16 protein-coding genes are annotated in these 18,909 nt (G+C 73.1%); 14 read left to right on the forward strand and 2 right to left on the reverse strand.

Annotated features, from left to right (window positions below; genetic code table 11):
* Positions 1 to 107: 107 nt before the first annotated feature.
* From ACWH4W_RS05665 to ACWH4W_RS05675, 3 genes are all read left to right on the forward strand, one after another.
* Positions 108 to 938 (forward strand): glycerophosphodiester phosphodiesterase, encoded by an 831-nt coding sequence (locus ACWH4W_RS05665; RefSeq protein WP_473074707.1) that lies wholly within the window; start codon positions 108 to 110, stop codon positions 936 to 938.
* Between the two features lie 223 nt (positions 939 to 1,161).
* Entirely contained in the window at positions 1,162 to 1,806 is a 645-nt protein-coding gene (locus ACWH4W_RS05670; RefSeq protein WP_473074708.1) for an ATP-binding protein, read from the forward strand.
* 316 nt (positions 1,807 to 2,122) lie between these two features.
* On the forward strand, positions 2,123 to 3,088 hold the full coding sequence (locus ACWH4W_RS05675) for a DUF5926 family protein (RefSeq protein WP_473074709.1): 966 nt from the start codon (positions 2,123 to 2,125) through the stop codon (positions 3,086 to 3,088).
* Positions 3,089 to 3,986: 898 nt separating this feature from the next.
* Here the strand turns inward: ACWH4W_RS05675 and ACWH4W_RS05680 are convergent.
* A complete protein-coding gene (locus ACWH4W_RS05680) occupies positions 3,987 to 4,652 on the reverse strand; it encodes a bifunctional DNA primase/polymerase (RefSeq protein ID WP_473074710.1) in 666 nt (221 codons plus the stop codon).
* 503 nt (positions 4,653 to 5,155) lie between these two features.
* On the opposite strand from ACWH4W_RS05680, the gene ACWH4W_RS05685 reads away from it, so the two are divergent.
* Positions 5,156 to 6,664, forward strand: coding sequence for a PP2C family protein-serine/threonine phosphatase (locus ACWH4W_RS05685; RefSeq protein WP_473074711.1), 1,509 nt, complete (start codon positions 5,156 to 5,158; stop codon positions 6,662 to 6,664).
* A 118-nt stretch (positions 6,665 to 6,782) separates the two neighbouring features.
* Positions 6,783 to 8,246, forward strand: coding sequence for an aminopeptidase P family protein (locus tag ACWH4W_RS05690; RefSeq protein WP_473074712.1), 1,464 nt, complete (start codon positions 6,783 to 6,785; stop codon positions 8,244 to 8,246).
* 65 nt (positions 8,247 to 8,311) lie between these two features.
* Here ACWH4W_RS05690 and ACWH4W_RS05695 read toward each other — a convergent pair whose 3' ends face one another.
* Positions 8,312 to 8,767: an ATP-binding protein gene (locus tag ACWH4W_RS05695; RefSeq protein WP_473074713.1), complete on the reverse strand. Its 456-nt coding sequence runs from the start codon at positions 8,765 to 8,767 to the stop codon at positions 8,312 to 8,314.
* 220 nt (positions 8,768 to 8,987) lie between these two features.
* On the opposite strand from ACWH4W_RS05695, the gene ACWH4W_RS05700 reads away from it, so the two are divergent.
* From ACWH4W_RS05700 to ACWH4W_RS05740, 9 genes are all read left to right on the forward strand, one after another.
* Entirely contained in the window at positions 8,988 to 9,776 is a 789-nt protein-coding gene (locus ACWH4W_RS05700; protein WP_473074714.1) for a hypothetical protein, read from the forward strand.
* A 181-nt stretch (positions 9,777 to 9,957) separates the two neighbouring features.
* Complete coding sequence (locus tag ACWH4W_RS05705; RefSeq protein WP_473074715.1) at positions 9,958 to 10,701, forward strand: YcnI family copper-binding membrane protein; 744 nt, start codon at positions 9,958 to 9,960, stop codon at positions 10,699 to 10,701.
* Positions 10,702 to 10,793: 92 nt separating this feature from the next.
* The gene (locus ACWH4W_RS05710; RefSeq protein ID WP_473074716.1) at positions 10,794 to 11,450 is read left to right on the forward strand and encodes an SCO family protein; all 657 of its coding nucleotides are present in this window, start codon (positions 10,794 to 10,796) and stop codon (positions 11,448 to 11,450) included.
* Entirely contained in the window at positions 11,447 to 11,896 is a 450-nt protein-coding gene (locus ACWH4W_RS05715; RefSeq protein WP_473074717.1) for a copper chaperone PCu(A)C, read from the forward strand. Before ACWH4W_RS05710 ends, ACWH4W_RS05715 begins: the two co-directional genes overlap by 4 nt.
* Before the next feature lie 13 nt (positions 11,897 to 11,909).
* Positions 11,910 to 13,898, forward strand: coding sequence for a copper resistance CopC/CopD family protein (locus tag ACWH4W_RS05720; RefSeq protein WP_473074718.1), 1,989 nt, complete (start codon positions 11,910 to 11,912; stop codon positions 13,896 to 13,898).
* A gap of 6 nt (positions 13,899 to 13,904) precedes the next feature.
* Positions 13,905 to 15,188, forward strand: a complete 1,284-nt coding sequence (gene efeB, locus ACWH4W_RS05725; protein ID WP_473074719.1) for an iron uptake transporter deferrochelatase/peroxidase subunit — start codon at positions 13,905 to 13,907, stop codon at positions 15,186 to 15,188.
* Positions 15,189 to 15,259: 71 nt separating this feature from the next.
* The gene (gene pheA / locus ACWH4W_RS05730) at positions 15,260 to 16,192 is read left to right on the forward strand and encodes a prephenate dehydratase (RefSeq protein WP_473074720.1); all 933 of its coding nucleotides are present in this window, start codon (positions 15,260 to 15,262) and stop codon (positions 16,190 to 16,192) included.
* A gap of 600 nt (positions 16,193 to 16,792) precedes the next feature.
* Entirely contained in the window at positions 16,793 to 18,070 is a 1,278-nt protein-coding gene (gene serS / locus ACWH4W_RS05735; RefSeq protein WP_473074721.1) for a serine--tRNA ligase, read from the forward strand.
* Positions 18,067 to 18,879 carry an HAD family hydrolase gene (locus tag ACWH4W_RS05740; RefSeq protein ID WP_473074722.1) on the forward strand — a complete coding sequence of 271 codons (813 nt, stop codon included), beginning with the start codon at positions 18,067 to 18,069 and terminating at the stop codon, positions 18,877 to 18,879. Before serS ends, ACWH4W_RS05740 begins: the two co-directional genes overlap by 4 nt.
* Positions 18,880 to 18,909 lie beyond the last annotated feature (30 nt).

The following is an 18,909-nucleotide window of genomic DNA, read 5'->3' on the forward strand; positions in this document are numbered from 1 at the left end:
GGCATTACTCATGTAAGGTGCGCCACTCGATGGCTCCGACCGGACGGCCGTGCCGATCACGCCACACCGCCCGCACATCCACCGGCGAGCGGTGGCACCATGACGCGGTGACCCACGCACGGCAGCACCTGACCCGAGTCGTCGCGCACCGCGGGGCCTCCGAGGACGCCCCCGAGCACACCCTGGCCGCGTACCGCAAGGCGATCGAGGACGGCGCGGACGCACTCGAATGTGACGTACGCCTCACCGCCGACGGACACCTGGTCTGCGTACACGACCGTCGCGTCAACCGTACGTCGAACGGGCGCGGTGCCGTCTCCGCGCTCGAGCTGTCCGACCTCGCCGCCCTCGACTTCGGCTCCTGGAAGACCCGGGACGCGGCCGGCGGGCCCCGCGTCGAGGAGCCCGACTGGGAGCACCGCCCGGAGGACCGCGAGGCCACCTCCGTGCTCACCCTGGAGCGGCTGCTGGAGCTCGTCGCCGACGCCGGACGCCGGGTGGAACTGGCGATCGAGACCAAGCACCCCACACGCTGGGCGGGCCAGGTCGAGGAGCGGCTGATGCTCCTGCTCAAGCGGTTCGGGCTGGACTCGCCCGCCACCCGCGAGGACTCACCGGTGCGCGTGATGAGCTTCTCCGCACGCTCCCTGCACCGCGTGCGGGCCGCCGCCCCGACGCTGCCGACGGTCTACCTCATGCAGTTCGTCACACCGCGGCTGCGTGACGGCCGGCTGCCCGACGGCGTGGACATCGCGGGCCCCTCGATCCGCGTCCTGCGCAGCCACCCCACGTCCGTCGAGCGTCTGAAGCGGGCCGGCCGCCAGGTGCACGTCTGGACGGTCGACGAGCCGGAGGACGTCGACCTGTGCGTGAGCCTCGGCGTGGACGCCATCATCACCAACCGGCCCCGCGCGGTGCTGGACCGGCTCGGTCGCTGACCGGCACGGATCGGCCAAGGCCGACTCGGGGACCGGGTGAGGACGCCCCTCCCGCCGCCCTCCCGCCGTCACATCCGTCCCGTGTGTCCCAGTGGATTCCTCCTGCCTCTTGACCGACGGGACCCGCCGCCCACATCCTCATATCTCGGCCACATCGACGAAATCCAGCCATGCGACTACGGGGAGTGCTCCGGCGCGTTCGGTGCGTACTCGATCGTTCCGAGTGCGTCACCGCGCACGGACCGGCCGGTTTCCGGCTCAGGCCGATGGGGCATCCACACCGTGGCGTGGGGCGAAGGAGGTCTCGGGGGTGGCGTTGGTGGTGGCACAGGAGGTGCCCACGTCGTCGAGCATGGCCGTGCCCCATGGCCCTGCGGGCGTGGGGAAGGCGAGGCGCCGGATGCGCGCGCAACTGCGCGACGGAGGCGTGCCGGAATCGGTCGTCGACGATGCCGTACTGATCCTTTCCGAGCTGTTGAGCAACGCGTGCAAACACGGCCGGCCCTTGGGCGACAGCCTGGCCGGGGACGGCGACGTGCGTGCGGCCTGGCGGGTGGACCCGCGCGGCCGGCTCGTCGTCGAGGTCACCGACGGGGGCGGCCCGACCCGCCCAGCGCCTGCCACCCCGTCGGTCACCGCGCACGGCGGCCGCGGGCTGAACATCATCTCGGCGCTCTCCGACGACTGGGGCGTGCGCGACGAGGTGCCCGGCGAGGTCACGGTGTGGGTGGTCGTCCACGAGGACGTGCACGATCCGGACGCCGGGAGCTGTCACCGCCGCGAGGACTTCGCCGCGCGGGTCACCGCCCCGCCGGTCTCCCGCATCACGGGACTGGACTTCGCGGACGTCTTCGACGACTTGGACTGAGGACAGGGCTGAGGGCCGTCCGTATGGGCCCCGGCCTGGGCCGAGGTCGGCCCCGCTCCCTGGGCGCGGGAGGACCCGCTCCCGGGCGGGCGTGCTCCCCGGGCGGGTCACGCTGACGCGCACCGGTTCCCGAGGCGGGCAGCGCCGACACGCCCCGTCGCTCACAGTCCACCCCGCTGTCCGGAGACCACCCCGTCGTCCACAGCCCACCCCGCTGTCCGGGGACCACCCCGTCGTCCACAGGTTCCCGTCGGCCGTGGCGCGAACGGCTAGGCTCGCGCCGTACGAGACGAGTCGTAACCGGGAGACACCCACGATGGCCAAGAAGCGACCCCAGACGAAGGCCAAGCGCCCGCAGCTCACGGACGGGCAGATCCCGGTCGTCGGCGCCCGCGAGCCCTGCCCCTGCGGCAGCGGCCGCCGCTACAAGGCGTGTCACGGCCGTGCCGCCGCGCAGGCGGTGACCGAGCTGGTGCACCGCCCGTTCGAGGGCCTTCCGGGCGAGTGCGACTGGGTGGCGCTGCGCGAGCTGGTGCCGGCCGCGACCGTCGAGCTGACCCTGAAGGACGGCCTGCCCGAGGGCGTCCCGTCCGTCACCCTGGCCACGGTGCTCCCGATGGCCTGGCCGGCGCTGCGCCGCGACGACGGCTCGGTGCTGCTCGGCCTGCAGAACGACACCCCCTCCGGGGACATCAGCCGCGACCTCGCCGACACGCTGCAGCGCGCGCTGACCGCCGGTCCCGGCACCCCGGTGCAGGCCCGTCGCGCGCCCGCCGACGGCCCCCGGCTGCAGGACCTGCTCGACCCGGCGGGTGCTTTCGAGCCGGTGGTGCACGACGGGTTCGAGTTCTGGGTCCCGGACCCGGAGAACGCCACCCCGGACGTCACCGCCTCCCTGGAGCGGGCCAACGCGGCGGCCATCCCCACGGTCAAGCTGTCGGGCGTGGACTCCGCGTACTGGTGCGAGACGCCCGAGAAGAACCATCTGCGGTGGGTCATGCCGCACCCGGAGGAGCAGCTTCTGGACGCTCTCGCGCGGCTGCACGCGGCGGGCCGCTCCTCCCTCGGTGAGGGCACCCGCCTGGTGGGCTCCTTCCGCGCTCACGGGCTCACGGTGCCGGTCTGGGACCTGCCGAGCGAGGTCCGCGCGGAGGACGTGGAGAAGCCCGCCGCCGAGTTCGCCGAGCGGCTCGCCGCCGCGCTGGCGACCGACGCCCCGCTCACCGCGGACGAGCGCCGGGCGCGCGGCGGCCTGACGAACCGCCAGGTCACGCTGAGCTGAGAGGCTCCGCACCCGAATCCTCAGCGGTGTCCCCGGACGGCCGGACCGCCCGGGGACACACCACCCTGCCCGCGCGCAACTCCCCGTGCGGACAAGCCAGTCGGTGACCGGAAACACCGAGATCGAATTTGCTTACCGCCGATCTCTTGTTACCGTTCCAGTAGCCCGGTTGCTGGTGCATCCCCCGTCGCCAGCAACCGGGTCTTTGCGTGCCCGCGGCCGGCCGCCCTCACGAGCCGCCGTCGCCCGGCCGTTCCAGGTCTCCGCTCACCGGCCGCTCGCCGACGGGGAGTTGCTCCCGGCCCGCAGCGGCAGCCGTCCGTCCCCCGCGCCGTCCGCGGGGGCGGTGAGCCCCGCGACCGCCGTGCAGCGCACGGACTCGCCCTTCAGGCGCCCACGCGGCGTCTCGCACAGGGACCGGTCGTCCCCGGCATCCGCCGCGCACCGGCTCCGTGCGCTGTGCCCGTCCGTGCCGAGGAGGCAGAGTGCGCGTCCAGGGGCGCGCCGGTGGTGTCGCGGCGGTACTTCCGCGCCCCCACGTCCTCCCCCGCACCGCCGCGCACGTCCGCGCCTCGGCTCCCTCCGGGGAGAGCAGTGCGGAACCGCAGCGCAGGGCGGTCGGCGGAGGCGTGCCGGGCGGTGCCTGGCCCGCCGTGGGCATCCGCGTCATGGCGGTGCCCCGGCAGAGGAGGTCGATGAGGCGCCGGTGACGCCGCTCGGGGGACGGACACCGCGCGCAGCTCGTCCGGCCCGGCCGAGGCCGGGCGCCCGGCGCCGTCCCGGCCCGCGAGGGCGCTCGCGCGGGCCCTGCGGGACGTCCTGGCACGGCTCCCGGCGTGACGCGGCGTGCCCCGGGAAGACAGCGGCCCGGCACCGGGCGCGGCGCGCGGCGGCACCCCTACATCTCGGGGGCGCTCACACCCGTACGGGTGAGGGCGTCGACCACCGCGTCCACCACGGCCTCGACATCGGGCACCCAGGGCGCCGCGGAGCCGGGCAGCGGCGCCCGCTCCCAGCGGATCCCGCCCTGCGCGGTGCCGGACGGAGGCAGGGCCAGGTAGCCGCCCTCGCCGTGGAAGCGGAGCGATCCGGGGACGAAGTCCTTGGCGTACAGCAGTTCGCCCAGCTGCTCCAGGGAGTACGGCTTGACGAGGACCGCCCAGCGGGAGGGCGAGGCGACGACCGGGCCGAGCCGCATCCCCCGGCGGTCCAGCGCGGCGAGGGCGCGGGCGGCCGGCAAGGCGGGCAGGGACACCGCGCACGGGGCCTTGCCGCCGGTGGCGAGCACGATCGGCGCCGTCGGCCGGTTGGTCCACCACCAGCGCACCATCCGGACGTCGGTGGTGGCGGCGAGGAGGCCGGGGTCGAACGGGTGGGCGCCCGGCACCGTGCACTCCGGGTCGGGGCAGGCGCAGCGGGACCCGTCCTGCGGGTCGGCCGCCACGCCGGGGAGGACGGGCCACTGCCACCCCGCGGCGAAGGTCAGGGCCGCACCGATCAGATCGGGCCCTTCGTCACCGCGCCGGGACAGGAGCCTGCGTCGCCTTCCGAGGATCTCGCGCATGAGCGCTCGTTCCTTTCCGTTGCACGCCTGGCAACACCGTGGACCACTCACGTCATGTGTCGATCACTTCACTGTGCGTACCTGTTGGCGCATCACACCCCCGCGCCGGGCAGGGAGAACCCCTATGGGCCGGGCACGGGCTGCCTCCGCGGCCGTTCCACCCGTACAGCGTTCGTCGGACGTACGGGTACGGCGTGGGGGTGGCGAAGTCCGGCGTTTGCCGTCGCGCGTGGTTCTCTCCGCCTCCGCCACGGGAGGATGGGGCACGGTCGTCGGTGGTTGGGACGCTCGGGTCCGTCGCCAGGTTCCCGGGTGGTTCCCAACCGCCCCTGGCCTTCTCCGAGTACGTACCCATCACGACCGCTGTGACGCTCCGTCGAGCAAGGCCAGTCGACCGCAGCAGGCCTTCCCCTGAGGCAGTTTCAAGCCAAACTCGAATTTCGGCAAGGGGTTCACCGGGAGTTCTCCATTGCCACACGGACACCAGGAATTCCGGCAGGACAATGCTGGACATCTCCTCACGAGTACGTGTACATGTGGAGACACTGCCGGCGACGCAGAACGACATGGGGGTTTGCGATGCTTTCGAGCAGTACGTACCGGCCGGAAGGCCGGACGCCATGAACGCTCCGCACCCTCCGAAAGTGGCCGGAATCGATTCGATGGTCCCCGCCCCCGCACACACTGTCGCGCCCGCCCCGGACGCCACCCCGTCCGCCGCGGCGCACTCCCGGAACGCCCCGGGCGCGCTGCTCCAGGACCGCCTCGCCGGCTGGGTCTCGGACCTCACGACCCTGCACGAACTGACCGAGCGCCTGGCCCGCGCCGGCACGCTCGACGCAGCGCTGGACGAACTGCTGCGCGCGGGAGCCGCCCTGGTGGGCGCCCGGCGCGGACTCGTCGCACTGGAACCCGCCGACGGCCGGGGCCCGTCCGCCACCGTCGGACTCGGGCTGGGCCGCGCCGACCTCGGCCACATGGAGACGGTGCCGCGCGGCTCCCTGCCGCACGGCCGGATCCTCGACGGGCTGCCCGGCGACGACGGTGTGGCCGAACCCGATCTGTTCGCCGAGAAGGGGCTCGACCCCCGGCACCGCGAGGTCGCCGCCCGCCTCGGCTACGCCGCGAGCTACGCCCTCCCCCTCGCCGCCGGCTCCGCCGGACGCATCGGCGCGGTCGTCTGGCTCTACGACGAGCCCGCCGAACCGGCCGGACGGCAGCGTCACCTCGTCGGCCTGTACGTCCGGCACGCCGCGGAGCATCTCGCCCGCCTCCTCGAACTGGAGCGGACGCGCGCGTCGATGGCCACGATGACCGAGGAGCTGCTGCCGTCCCGCCTGCCGCGGGTGGCCGGTGTCCAGCTCGCCGCCCGCCACCGCACCTGCCCGAGCGGCGGCGGCGACTGGTACGACGCGCTGCCGCTGCCGGACGCCGCGCTCGGTCTCGCCGTCGGTTCCGTCACCGGTTCCGGGCCCAGCGCGGTCGCCGCGATGGGGCGGCTGCGGGCATCGCTGCGGGCGTACGCCGTGATGGAGGGCGAGGACCCGGTCGCCGTCCTGTCGGACCTGGAGCTGCTGCTGCGGCTGACCGAGCCGGCCCGGTCGGCCACCGCGCTGTTCGGCTACTGCGAACCGGCGGTGCGCCGGATCACCCTGGCCGGGGCCGGGCACAGCCCGCCGCTGCTGCTCGGCGAGCGCCGCACCGAGTTCGTGGAGACCTCCGTCTCGGCGCCGCTCGGGATGCTCGCCTGCTGGGAGGCGCCCAGCGTGGAGGTCCAGGCGGAGGCGGGCGACACGGTGCTGCTCTACACCGACGGGCTGCTGCACCGCACCGGCGACCCGACCGACCGCGCCTTCGCCCGGCTGCACGCCGCCGCGGCCGGGGTGCCGCGGGCACTGCGCCGCGATCCCGGCGCCGTCGCCGACCACGTGCTGCGGGCGGTGCTCCCCGAGGGCGCGGAGGACGCGGACACCTCGGAGGACGTGGTGCTGCTCGCGGCGCGCTTCGACTGACCCTCCGGGCACCGGACGCCGCTCACTCCCCGTGCCTTCGCGGTAACAGGCGCTACCCCGGTTCGTCCGTTTCCGCCCGACCGTACGATGGGGGTGGTCCAGTGCCGTATCGAGGAGGATGACCGTGGCGGAGGAGCTGCCGGAGACCCCGGAGACTGCCGACGAGGAGCCCGTCAAGCAGCGGAAGAACGGCCTGTACCCGGGCGTGTCCGACGAGCTGGCCGAGAACATGAGGAGCGGCTGGGCCGACACCGAGCTCCACGACCTGGAGCCGATCGCGCAGGCCGCCGAGACGGCCGCCCGCCGCGCGGCGCTGTCCGCCCGTTTCCCCGGGGAGCGCCTGGTGATCCCGGCGGGCAACCTGAAGACCCGGTCGAACGACACGGAGTACCCCTTCCGCGCGTCCGTCGAGTACGCCTACCTCACCGGCAACCAGACGGAGGACGGCGTCCTCGTCATGGAGCCGACGGCCGACGGCCACCGGGAGACGATCTACCTCCTGCCCCGGTCCGACCGTGAGAACGGCGAGTTCTGGCTGGACGGCCAGGGCGAGCTGTGGGTGGGCCGCCGGCACTCCCTCACCGAGGCCGAGAAGCTCTACGGCATCCCCGCCTCCGACGTCCGCGAGCTGGCCGGCGCGCTGCGTGAGGCCACCGGACCGGTCCGCGTGGTGCGCGGCTACGACGCCGGGGTCGAGGCGGCGCTGACCGACAAGGTCACCGCCGAGCGCGACGAGGAACTGCGCGTGTTCCTCTCCGAGATGCGGCTGGTCAAGGACGACTTCGAGATCGGCGAGCTGCAGAAGGCCGTCGACTCCACCGTGCGCGGCTTCGAGGACGTGGTGAAGGTCCTCGACAAGGCCGAGGCGACCAGCGAGCGCTACATCGAGGGAACGTTCTTCCTGCGCGCCCGCGTCGAGGGCAACGACGTCGGCTACGGCTCCATCTGCGCCGCGGGCCCGCACGCCTGCACCCTGCACTGGGTCCGCAACGACGGCCCGGTCCGCTCCGGCGACCTGCTGCTGCTCGACGCCGGCGTGGAGACCCACACGTACTACACCGCCGACGTCACGCGGACCCTGCCGGTCAACGGCCGCTACACCGAGCTGCAGAAGAAGATCTACGACGCCGTGTACGACGCCCAGGAGGCCGGCATCGCGGCGGTCAGGCCGGGCGCCAAGTACCGGGACTTCCACGACGCCGCGCAGCGCGTGCTGGCCGAGCGGCTCGTCGAGTGGGGCCTGGTCGAGGGGCCCGTGGAGCGGGTGCTGGAGCTGGGCCTGCAGCGCCGCTGGACGCTGCACGGCACCGGTCACATGCTCGGCATGGACGTCCACGACTGCGCCGCCGCGCGCACCGAGACCTACGTCGACGGCACGCTGGAGCCGGGCATGGTGCTCACCGTGGAGCCGGGCCTGTACTTCCAGACCGACGACCTGACGGTGCCCGAGGAGTACCGGGGCATCGGCGTCCGCATCGAGGACGACATCCTGGTCACCGAGGACGGCAACCGGAACCTCTCCGCGGCGCTGCCCCGCCGCTCGGACGAGGTCGAGGCGTGGATGGCGGGCCTCAAGGGCTGACGCACCCCACGAGCACAGGGACGAGGTTCCCTCCCGGTCGCCGGGAGGGAACCTCGTCGCGTACGTCACACCGCCGTCAGCGGGGCGTCCCCGCGCCACTTGAGGACCTTGTCGAAGCTCACCACGGCACCGCCCCGGCCCGGCTTGTTGCCGATGTGGACGTGGTCGGCCAGTTCCTCGATGAGACACAGGCCCCGTCCGTGCTCCGCCTCGGCGGGCACGGTCCGCGGGCGGGGGCGGGTCCCGGCGGCGGGGAAGCCGGGGCCGGCGTCGGCGACCTCGATGCGGCACTTCTCGCCGTCGAGGTAGGCGGTCACCCGGAACGCCCCGGAGGTGTCGTCGCGCGTGGCGCCGCCACCGTGCTCCACGGCGTTCGCGCAGGCCTCGCTGAGGGCGACGGAGAGGTCGTAGGAGATCTCGGGGTCGACGCCCGCGGTCTCCATGGTGCCGAGCAGCAGGCGCCGGGCGAGCGGCACGCTGGCGGCATCACGCCGCAGACGGAGTGACCACCAGATGCTCATGCTCCAGCCTCCTGGCTGCGGCTCGACATACCGTTACGTATTGCCCTGAGTGGTCACCTGTAAGCGCGAAGTTGACGCGACACCGCCCAAATGGCGGGTGCACGGGGGAGCCGATGGGTGTATGTAGGACACCGCGCCACACAGGCGACCTTACGGTCGTACCTCATCTTGCGGACCTGCCGTACGGCGCCCCCGGTGCTGGTGCGATGATGAGGCCGCCATGTCTGCCCCCCACTCGCGCACCACGCGCGCCGGACGAGGACTCCGGTTCCTGCGGGCCGCGGTGTTCGCCGCGGTCTGCGTCGTGCTGTCCGGGGCAGGCCACTCCCTCGCCTCCTACGACTCCGTCCCGCTGTGGACGCTCGGCGCGGGATTCCTCGCGGTGCTCGCGGTCGCCGCACCGCTCGCCGGACGTGCCCGTCCGCTGCCGGTGATCACGGCACTGCTGGCCGGCGGGCAGACCGCGCTGCACACGCTGTTCGGACTCGGGCAGCACGGCGCGCCCGCCGCGGGCTCCGCGTCCGACGCCGCGCTGGTCGCCCAGGCCGCCCGGCTGCTGTGCGGGCCCGGCGCGATCAGCCCGGCCGAGGCCGAGCGGGTCCTCGCCGACGCCCGGATCGCACCGCACGGGCCCGCCGCCCACGCGGCCGACGCCGTGGCGGCGGGTCCGACGGGGTCGCTGCTGCCGTCGCTGCCGATGCTGCTCGGCCACGTCCTCGCCGCCCTGGCCGCGGGCTGGCTGCTGCGGCGGGGCGACCTCGCCCTGCTGCGCCTGGCCGAGCTGTCCGCGCGGGGCGTCGCCGAAGGCGCCCTCGTACGGTCGCTCCGCGGGGCGCTCGCCCTGGTGCGGGCCCTGCGCGCCGGGCTTCCCGGTGCGCCCGGGACGGGGCCGGTCACCCCGCGTACCGCGCTGCTCGCACCGCTTCCGCCGCGTTCCGCGGGGCTGCACCACACGGTGGTCCGCCGGGGTCCCCCGGCCGGCGCCTCCACGCTCACGCTCGCCGCCTGACGCGGGGCGACCCACCGTTCCGGGGTTCCGGACGAGATGAGGGACGCCTCCGTGCGGCACGCGTGTGCGCCGGTTCCGCCGTGTGCGCCCGGCCGTCGTCCCGCGTTGGGGAGCGAACGGCCGCCCGCGCCGCGTATCCCTCATCGTCAGCGAACCCACTACGAAGCGGAGTGCTTCTGCCATGAAGGCTTCCCGTATCACCGCCGTCGGCGCCGTCGCCGGCTTCGCCGTCCTCGCCGTGGCCTCCCCCGGCTTCGCGCACGTCAGCGTGCAGCCCGAGGGTGAGGCCGCGAAGGGCGGCTACGCGGTCGTCGGCTTCAAGGTCCCCAACGAGCGGGACAACGCCTCGACCACCAAGCTCGAGATCACCTTCCCGTCGGACCACCCCCTGGCGTCGGTGATGCCGCAGCCCGTCGAGGGCTGGGACATCAAGGTCACCAAGTCCCGCCTGGCCGAGCCGCTCGAGGTGCACGGCAAGAAGATCGACGAGGCCGTCTCCAAGGTCACCTGGACCGCCGAGGGCGACGGGATCCGGCCGGGCTTCTTCCAGAAGTTCCCGGTGTCGGTCGGCACGCTGCCCGAGAACACCGACGAGCTCGTCTTCAAGGCCCTGCAGACGTACTCCAACAAGGAGGTCGTCCGCTGGATCGAGGTGCCGCAGGAAGGCCAGGACGAGCCCGACCACCCGGCTCCGGTGCTCGCCCTGACCTCGCCCGCCGAGGACGGCCACGGGCACGACGCCGCCGACGACGACACGGCGTCGGACGACGCGGAGAAGGCCTCCGCCGAGACCTCCGCCGCGTCCGGTGACGACGGCTCCGGCGGCACCGACACCACCGCCCGCGTCCTGGGCGTCGTCGGCATCGTGGTCGGCGCCGCGGGCATCGCCTACGGCGTGCTCGCCGGGCGCCGGCGCACCGCCTGAGCCACCCCTCTCCCCGGCGCGCGCCGGGGCCGGCCCGCGGCCCCGCGGCCTCCCGGTGCGCGCCGCAGCACACCCACCTTCAGGACCATCCCATGCGCAAGAAGACCCTCGCGGCGGCGGCTCTGCTCGCCGTCGTCCCGCTGACCCTCACCGCCTGCGGCGACAACGGCGGCGACAGCGGCTCGCCCGTCTCCGTGGTGTCCGAGGAGACCGGCGGCCAGAAGGCGGCCACCGTCCTCGACAAGCCCTTCGAGAAGCCCGACCTCGTCCTCACCGACACCCAGGGCAAGCAGTACGACCTCCGCGAGCAGACCGCGGGCCGGCCCACGCTGATCTACTTCGGCTACACGCACTGCCCCGACGTCTGCCCGCTGACGATGAACAACATCGCGGTGGCCAAGAAGCAGCTCCCCGAGGAGCAGCAGGACCAGTTGCGGATCGTGTTCGTCACCACCGACCCCGAGCGGGACACCCCCGCCGAACTCGGCACGTGGCTCAAGGGGATCGACTCCCAGGTCGTCGGCCTGACCGGCGACTTCGCCACCATCCAGGCCGGCGCCCGCACCCTCGGCATCTCCATCGACCCGCCGCGCAAGGACGACAACGGCAAGACCGTCTCCGACCACGGCACCCAGGTCATCGCCTTCTCCCCGAAGACGGACGGCGGTTACGTCCTCTACGGCGAGGACGCCACCGTCGAGGACTACACCCAGGACCTGCCCAAGATCATCAAGGGTGAGAATCCGTGAGGCTCCGCGCGGTCGCCGCCCTGGCCGTGGCCGGCGCGCTGGCCCTGACCGGATGCGGCGGTCCGGACGACGGCGCGGCCCGGCTGTCGGTCGGGTCCGCGTACATGCCGCAGCCGGTGTCGGACCTGGCCGCGGGGTTCCTCACGATCACGAACGACGGTGACGCCGCGGACCGGCTGACCTCGGTCAGCAGCGACGTCGCCGGCCAGGTCACCGTGCACGAGACCGTCGACGGGTCGATGCGGGAGGTCGAGTCCCTCGACATCCCGGCCCACGGCAGCCTCGTGCTGGAGAGCGGCGGCAACCATCTGATGTTCGAGCAGCTGAAGCGCAAGCCGAAGCAGGGTCAGAAGGTCTCCGTCGAGCTGCGTTTCGCCCACTCCGACCCCGTCACGGTCGAGATCCCGGTGAAGCCGGCCACCTACCGCCCGACGACCGGACACTGAGGGAGACACCCCTGTGACCCAGACCATCGCCCCCCGCGTGCGGACCCTGGTGCTGCTGATCCTGGCCGTCGCCGGTGCGCTCCTCGCCGGAGCCGCTCCCGCCTCCGCGCACGCCGCGCTGACCGGCAGCGACCCCGCGCAGGGGGCGGTGGTCGACACGGCGCCCCCGCAGGTCTCGCTCACCTTCTCGGAGCCGATCGCGGTGAGCGACGACTCCGTACGGGTGCTGGACCCCAAGGGCGAGCGGGTGGACAAGGGCGACCCCGCCAACCCCAGCGGCACCACGTACAGCGTGCGGCTGGTGAGCGGGCTGCCCGACGGCACGTACACGGTGGCCTACCAGGTGGTGTCCGCCGACAGCCACCCGGTCGCCGGCGCGTTCACCTTCTCCATCGGCGCGCCCTCGGAGACGACGGTCTCGGTCTCCGCGCAGGGCTCCGACGACGGCCTCGTGGGCTGGCTGTACGGCTTCGGCCGCTACGTCTCCTACGCGGGTTTCGTCGTCATGGCGGGCGGGGCCGCCTTCGTCCTCGCCTGCTGGGGGCCGGGCGCCCGGGTGCGGGCGGTCCAGCGTCTGGTGGTCTCCGGATGGCTCGCGCTCACCGCCGCCACGCTGGGCCTGCTGATGCTGCGCGGCTCCTACACCACCTCCGGCAAGGTCGGCGACGTCTTCGACCTGGCCCTGCTCGGTGACGTGCTCCAGACCAAGACGGGCGCGGCCCTGGTGTCCCGGCTGCTGCTGCTCGCCGCGGCGGCGCTGTTCATCGCGGTGCTGTTCGGAGCGTACGCCCGTACGGCGCCCGCCGGCGGCCCGGACGACCACGCCGCCGACGGCGCCGGCGGCTCCGACCGCGCGGAGGGATCCGGGGACGGCGGCGAGCCGGAGCGGCGAGACCTGACCTTCGGGCTGGCGATCGGCGGGGCGGTCGTCACCGCCGGGCTGGCCGCGAGCTGGGCCATGTCCGAGCACGCCTCGCAGGGCATCCAGGCGGGCGTGGCCATGCCGGTCCACGTGGTGCACCTGCTGGCGGTCGCCACCTGGCTGGGCGGGCTCACCGCCCTCCTCGTCGCGCTCTACCGGGCGCCCGTCGAGACACCGGTCGGGCGGGACGCCGTCCGGCGGTTCTCGCGCCTCGCCTTCGGCAGCGTGGTCACGCTCGCCGTCACCGGTGTCTACCAGAGCTGGCGGCAGCTCGGCTCCTGGTCCGCCTTCATCGACACCCGGTACGGGCAGCTGCTGCTCGTCAAGATCGGGCTGGTGGCCGTGATGGTCGCGGCCGCCTTCGTGTCGCGCCGCTGGACGCGGCGGTTGGCCGACGCGCAGATGTCCGCCGTGGCCGAGGAGGCCGGGCGGCCGGCCGGCACCGCCCCGTCGAAGGCCTCCGACGTGAAGCAGACCGAGGCCGGGGAGGACTCCGTCCGGGCCGCGCAGCTCGCTCGGCAGCGGGCCGCGGCGGAGGCCGCACGGCAGAAGCGGCTGCGGGACGCCGACCCGAACCGGTTCGGGCTGCGCCGGTCGGTGTTCGCCGAGGCTGGCGTCGCCGTCGTACTGCTGGCCGTCACGACCGTGCTGACGCAGACCGAGCCGGGCCGCACCGAGCAGGACGCACGGGCGGCGGCCGCCTCGTCCTCCGCCGCCGCGGAAACCGGGCAGGGCAGTGGCGCGGTGAGCCTGACCATGCCCTTCGACACCGGCGGCCAGAACGGCAAGGGCGTCGTCTCGATCGACCTCGATCCCGCCCGGGTCGGCGACAACGTGATGCACGTCTACGCCGAGGGACCGGACGGAAAACCCCTCGACGTCCCCGAGGTGAAGATCGCCCTCACCCTCACCGCCCAGGACATCGGACCGCTGCCCGTCACCCCCGACCGCGTCACCACCGGACACTGGTCGGCGAGCGGAGTGCAGATCCCCATGGCGGGCGACTGGAAGGTCGAGGTGACCGTGCGGACCTCCGACATCGACCAGGTGACCGTCTCCAAGAACGCTCAGATCGGCTGAACCACCATGCCTGACCCTTCCCTGCCGCAGACCCGCACCCCCGAGGAGGAACCCACGACGGAAGCCGCCGCCTTCGGGGCGGGCATCTCACGACGGCGTCTGCTCGGCACGGCCGGCGCCGCCGGGCTCGCGCTCGGGGCGGCGGGCGGGGCCGTCGGCTACGCGGCGGCGCCCTCCGAGGCCACCCCGCTCACCTCGGTCGGCGCCACCCGGGTGCCGTTTCACGTGAAACATCAGCCGGGCATCACCGACCCGCTCCATGCGCGTGGCCACCTCGTCGCCTTCGACCTCGCGCCCGGCGCCGGACGCAGGGAGGCGGCCGCGCTGCTGCGTCGCTGGTCCGACACCGCCCGGCGGCTGATGGCCGGTGAGTTCGACGCCCAGGGCGACAGCGACGTGGCCCGTGACGCCGGGCCCTCCTCGCTGACCCTCACCTTCGGGTTCGGGCACAGCTTCTTCGCGCGCACCGGGTTGGAGAAGCAGCGCCCGGCCGCCCTCGACCCGCTGCCCGCCTTCTCCTCCGACCGGCTCGACCGGGCCCGCAGCGACGGCGACCTGTGGGTGCAGATCGGCGCGGACGACGCCCTCGTGGCGTTCCACGCCCTGCGCGCGGTCCACAAGGACGCGGGCGCGGCGGCCCGGGTGCGCTGGCAGATGAACGGCTTCAACCGCTCTCCGGGCGCCACCGTCCGCCCGATGACCACCCGCAATCTGATGGGCCAGGTCGACGGCACCCGCAATCCGAAGCCCGGGGAGCCCGATTTCGACGAGCGGGTCTTCGTGCCGGAGCAGGGCGAGCCCGCCTGGATGGCGAACGGTTCCTACGTGGTCGTACGCCGGATCCGCATGCTGCTGGACGACTGGGAGAAGCTGTCGCTCAAGGAGCAGGAGGGCGTCATCGGGCGACGCAAGTCGGACGGCGCCCCGCTGTCCGGGGGCGACGAGACGACCGAGATGGACCTGGAGAAGACAGACGCCCGGGGCAATCTGGTCGTCCCCATCAACGCGCACGCGCGGATCACGCGGCCCGACCAGAACGGCGGGGCGGCGATGCTGCGCCGGCCGTTCTCGTACCACGACGGCATCGACGCGGACGGGGCGCCCGACGCGGGGCTGCTGTTCATCTGCTGGCAGGCCGATCCCTTGCGCGGCTTCGTGCCGGTGCAGCGCAAGCTCGACCGGGGCGACGCCCTGACGCCGTTCATCCGCCACGAGGCCAGCGGGCTGTTCGCGGTCCCGGGCGGGGCGGCGGAGGGCGAGTATGTGGGCCAGTCGCTGCTGGAGGGGTGAGAACCGTGCGGAGTCACCCTCGCGAGCCGTCTCGGGAGTTGCCGTCGGCGTGGGCCCATTAGGGTGAGGTCATGCCAGCGAGCTATGCGTATCTCGGCCCAGAGGGCACCTTCACCGAAGTCGCCCTGCGCACGCTTCCCGAGGCGGCCACGCGTGAGCTGGTCCCGTACGTGTCCGTGCAGTCCGCACTCGACGCGGTGCGCGCCGGTGAGACCGAGGCCGCTTTCGTCCCCATCGAGAACTCGGTGGAGGGCGGGATCACCACCACCCTCGACGAACTGGTCGCGGGCACCCCGCTGATGATCTACCGCGAGGTGCTGCTGTCGATCACCTTCGCGCTGCTGGTCCGCCCGGGCACCGAGCTGTCGGACATCAAGACGGTGACCGCCCACCCGGCCGCCCAGCCGCAGGTGCGCAACTGGCTCCGCACGCACCTGCCCGACGCCGTCTGGGAGTCGGCGGCCTCGAACGCGGACGGCGCGCGGCTGGTCCAGGAGGGCCGGTACGACGCCGCCTTCGCCGGTGAGTTCGCGGCGGCCCGGTACGGGCTGGAGGCGCTGGAGACGGGCATCCACGACGCGGAGAACGCCCAGACGCGGTTCGTGCTGGTGGGCCGGCCCGCGCGTCCGGCGGCGCCGACCGGGGCGGACAAGACCTCGGTGGTGCTGTGGCAGCGCGACGACCACCCGGGCGGTCTGCGCGACCTGCTGGGAGAGTTCGCCACCCGCGGCATCAACCTGATGCTGCTGCAGTCACGGCCGACCGGCGCCGGCATCGGCAACTACTGCTTCTGCGTCGACGCCGAGGGGCACATCTCCGACCGCCGGATGGCGGAGGCGCTGACGGGGCTGAAGCGCATCTGCCTCCAGGTGCGCTATCTCGGCTCGTACCCGAGGGCGGACGTGCGGCCCGGTGAGGTGCGGCCGCCGTATCCGGGGACCTCGGACGAGGAGTTCGTGGGGGCGGCGGACTGGGTGGCGCGCTGCCAGGACGGCCGGTTCTGAGGGGCGGTTCCGAGGGGCGGTTCCGAGGGGCGGTTCCGAGCTGGTGCGGGGACGACGGGAACCGGCCTGCCTGCCGATGGTCGTTGTCCACAGAAGTTATCCACAGGTCAGCTTCTCGACCTGGGGACAAGTCGACACCGATCTGCCCTTCGGTCGACAAAACGCCCCACAGGCCATGAGCGCGTTCATTCCGCGGCAGCTCACACCTCGTCCACTCTTTTGCGATGATCACCCGTTTGGAGGGATCCCTTTCCTCTCAAAAGTGGCGATAGGGGAAGTTCACATGGGGAGGCATCACCTTCGGCCGAGTCTTTCGGAGTGATCGTTTCCGACGTCCACAGATCTTCCCCACAACCTGTGGATAACTTTTCGCGCAATGTGGAAAGCTGTGGACAGTCGGGCCCCAAGTCCCGTTCCGCACAAGGGTTTCCGGTCAACCCGGAGCCTTACAACCAACTCTTTCCGGTGGTGGCGCTCTCCGCATTGACCTTGCGGCGGTCGTGAAGATCACGCCCGGAAATTCACGCGCAAAGGGGCAGACATCACGGTGCCGCCACAGTCGGTCGTGGGCCGTCGCCCCGCACCGGTAGCCTTGACCGCGTGATTGACCTTCGCCTGCTCCGTGAGGACCCCGACCGTGTGCGCGCTTCGCAGCGCGCCCGTGGAGAGGACGTCGCACTCGTCGACGCCCTCCTGTCTGCCGACGAACGGCGCAGGTCGTCCGGCGTCCGCTTCGACGAGCTGCGCGCCGAGCAGAAGGCGCTCGGCAAGCTCATCGGCAAGGCGGCCGGCGACGAGAAGGCCGAGCTGCTCAAGAAGGCCGAGCAGCTCAAGGCCGACGTCAAGGCCGCCGACGCCGAGCGCGACGCCGCCGACGCCGAGACCCAGGAGCTCCTGCTCAAGCTGAGCAACCTCGTCCACCCCGACGTGCCCGTCGGCGGCGAGGAGGACTTCGTCACGCTGGAGACGCACGGCACCGTCCGCGACTTCGCCGCCGAGGGCTTCGAGCCCAAGGACCACCTGGAACTCGGCCAGCTCCTCGGCGCGATCGACGTCGAGCGCGGCGCCAAGGTCTCCGGCAGCCGCTTCTACTTCCTGACCGGCGTCGGCGCGCTGCTCGAGCTGGCCCTGGTGAACGCCGCGATGGCGCAGGCCACGGCGGCCGGCTTCACCCCGATGCTGACCCCGGCGCTGGTGCGCCCCCAGTCGATGGCGGGCACCGGCTTCCTCGGCCAGGCCTCGCAGGACGTCTACCACCTGGACAAGGACGACCTGTACCTGGTCGGCACGTCCGAGGTGGCCCTGGCCGCCTACCACATGGACGAGATCCTGGAGGCCGACCGGCTGCCGCTGCGCTACGCCGGCTTCTCGCCCTGCTTCCGCCGCGAGGCCGGCTCGCACGGCAAGGACACCCGGGGCATCTTCCGCGTCCACCAGTTCGACAAGGTGGAGATGTTCTCCTACGTCACCCCGGAGGAGTCGCAGGAGGAGCACCGGCGGCTGCTGGAGTGGGAGAAGCAGTGGCTGACCTCGCTCGAGCTGCCGTTCCGCGTCATCGACGTCGCCTCGGGCGACCTGGGCTCCTCGGCCGCCCGCAAGTACGACTGCGAGGCGTGGATCCCGACGCAGGGCAAGTACCGCGAGCTGACCTCGACCTCGGACTGCACCGAGTTCCAGTCCCGCCGCCTGCAGATCCGGGTGCGTGAGGACAAGAAGGTGCGCCCGCTGGCCACGCTCAACGGCACGCTGTGCGCCGTACCGCGCACCATCGTGGCGATCCTGGAGAACCACCAGCAGCCCGACGGCTCGGTGCGCGTGCCCGAGGTGCTGCGTCCCTACCTGGGCGGCCGCGAGTTCCTGGCACCGGTCGCCAAGTGAGCGGCGCGCCGTCCTCCTTCCCCTACCGGCTCGTCGCCACCGACCTGGACGGCACGCTGCTGCGTGACGACCACTCGGTGTCCGGACGCACCCGTGAGACGCTCGCCGCGGCCGCCGCGGCGGGTGCCGCGCACATCGTCGTCACCGGCCGCGCGGTGCCCTGGACCCGCCCGATCCTCGAGGACCTCGGTTACCAGGGCCTCGCGGTCTGCGGCCAGGGCGCCCAGGTGTACGACGCCGGGGCGGGCCGGCTGCTGACCTCCGTGACGCTGGACCGGCAGCTCGCCGGGGTGGCGCTCGCCAAGATCGAGGCGGAGGTCGGCCCGCTGCACCTGGCGGCGAGCCGGGACGGCCTGGACGGCGAGGTGCTGGTCGGGCCGGGGTACGACGTCGTCGGCGCGCTGCCGGCGACGCCGTTCACGGACGTCTCCGACCTGTGGGCGGCCCCGCTGAACAAGCTGTACATCCAGCACCCGGAGCTGACCTCGGACGAGCTGGCCGCGGCGGCCGAGCGCACCGCGGGCGGTTTCGTCACCGTCGTCATGGCGGGCGAGGGCATCGTGGAGCTGCTGCCGCTCGGGCTGTCCAAGGCGACGGGGCTGTCGCTCGCCGCCCGCCGGCTCGGCGTGAAGGCGGCGGAGACGATCGCCTTCGGCGACATGCCCAACGACATCCCGATGTTCGCCTGGGCCGGCCACGGCGTCGCCATGGGCAACGCCCACCGTGAGCTGCGGGCGGTCGCCGACGAGGTGACGGCGTCCAACGAGGACGACGGCATCGCGGTGGTGCTGGAGCGCCTGCTGGGCTGACGTCCCCGCGCTGGGCGCCGCTCACCGCGC

The organism is Streptomyces sp. DSM 120436 (assembly GCF_055778765.1).

Coding starts and splice junctions, on each gene's coding strand:
- ACWH4W_RS05675 (WP_473074709.1), top strand. CDS start 2,123: ATGGCCAAGAAGCGACCCCAGACGAAGGCCAAGCGCCCGCAGCTCACG.
- ACWH4W_RS05680 (WP_473074710.1), bottom strand. CDS start 4,652: ATGCGCGAGATCCTCGGAAGGCGACGCAGGCTCCTGTCCCGGCGCGGT.
- ACWH4W_RS05685 (WP_473074711.1), top strand. CDS start 5,156: ATGCTGGACATCTCCTCACGAGTACGTGTACATGTGGAGACACTGCCG.
- ACWH4W_RS05690 (WP_473074712.1), top strand. CDS start 6,783: ATGACCGTGGCGGAGGAGCTGCCGGAGACCCCGGAGACTGCCGACGAG.
- ACWH4W_RS05695 (WP_473074713.1), bottom strand. CDS start 8,767: ATGAGCATCTGGTGGTCACTCCGTCTGCGGCGTGATGCCGCCAGCGTG.
- ACWH4W_RS05700 (WP_473074714.1), top strand. CDS start 8,988: ATGTCTGCCCCCCACTCGCGCACCACGCGCGCCGGACGAGGACTCCGG.
- ACWH4W_RS05705 (WP_473074715.1), top strand. CDS start 9,958: ATGAAGGCTTCCCGTATCACCGCCGTCGGCGCCGTCGCCGGCTTCGCC.
- ACWH4W_RS05710 (WP_473074716.1), top strand. CDS start 10,794: ATGCGCAAGAAGACCCTCGCGGCGGCGGCTCTGCTCGCCGTCGTCCCG.
- efeB (WP_473074719.1), top strand. CDS start 13,905: ATGCCTGACCCTTCCCTGCCGCAGACCCGCACCCCCGAGGAGGAACCC.
- pheA (WP_473074720.1), top strand. CDS start 15,260: ATGCCAGCGAGCTATGCGTATCTCGGCCCAGAGGGCACCTTCACCGAA.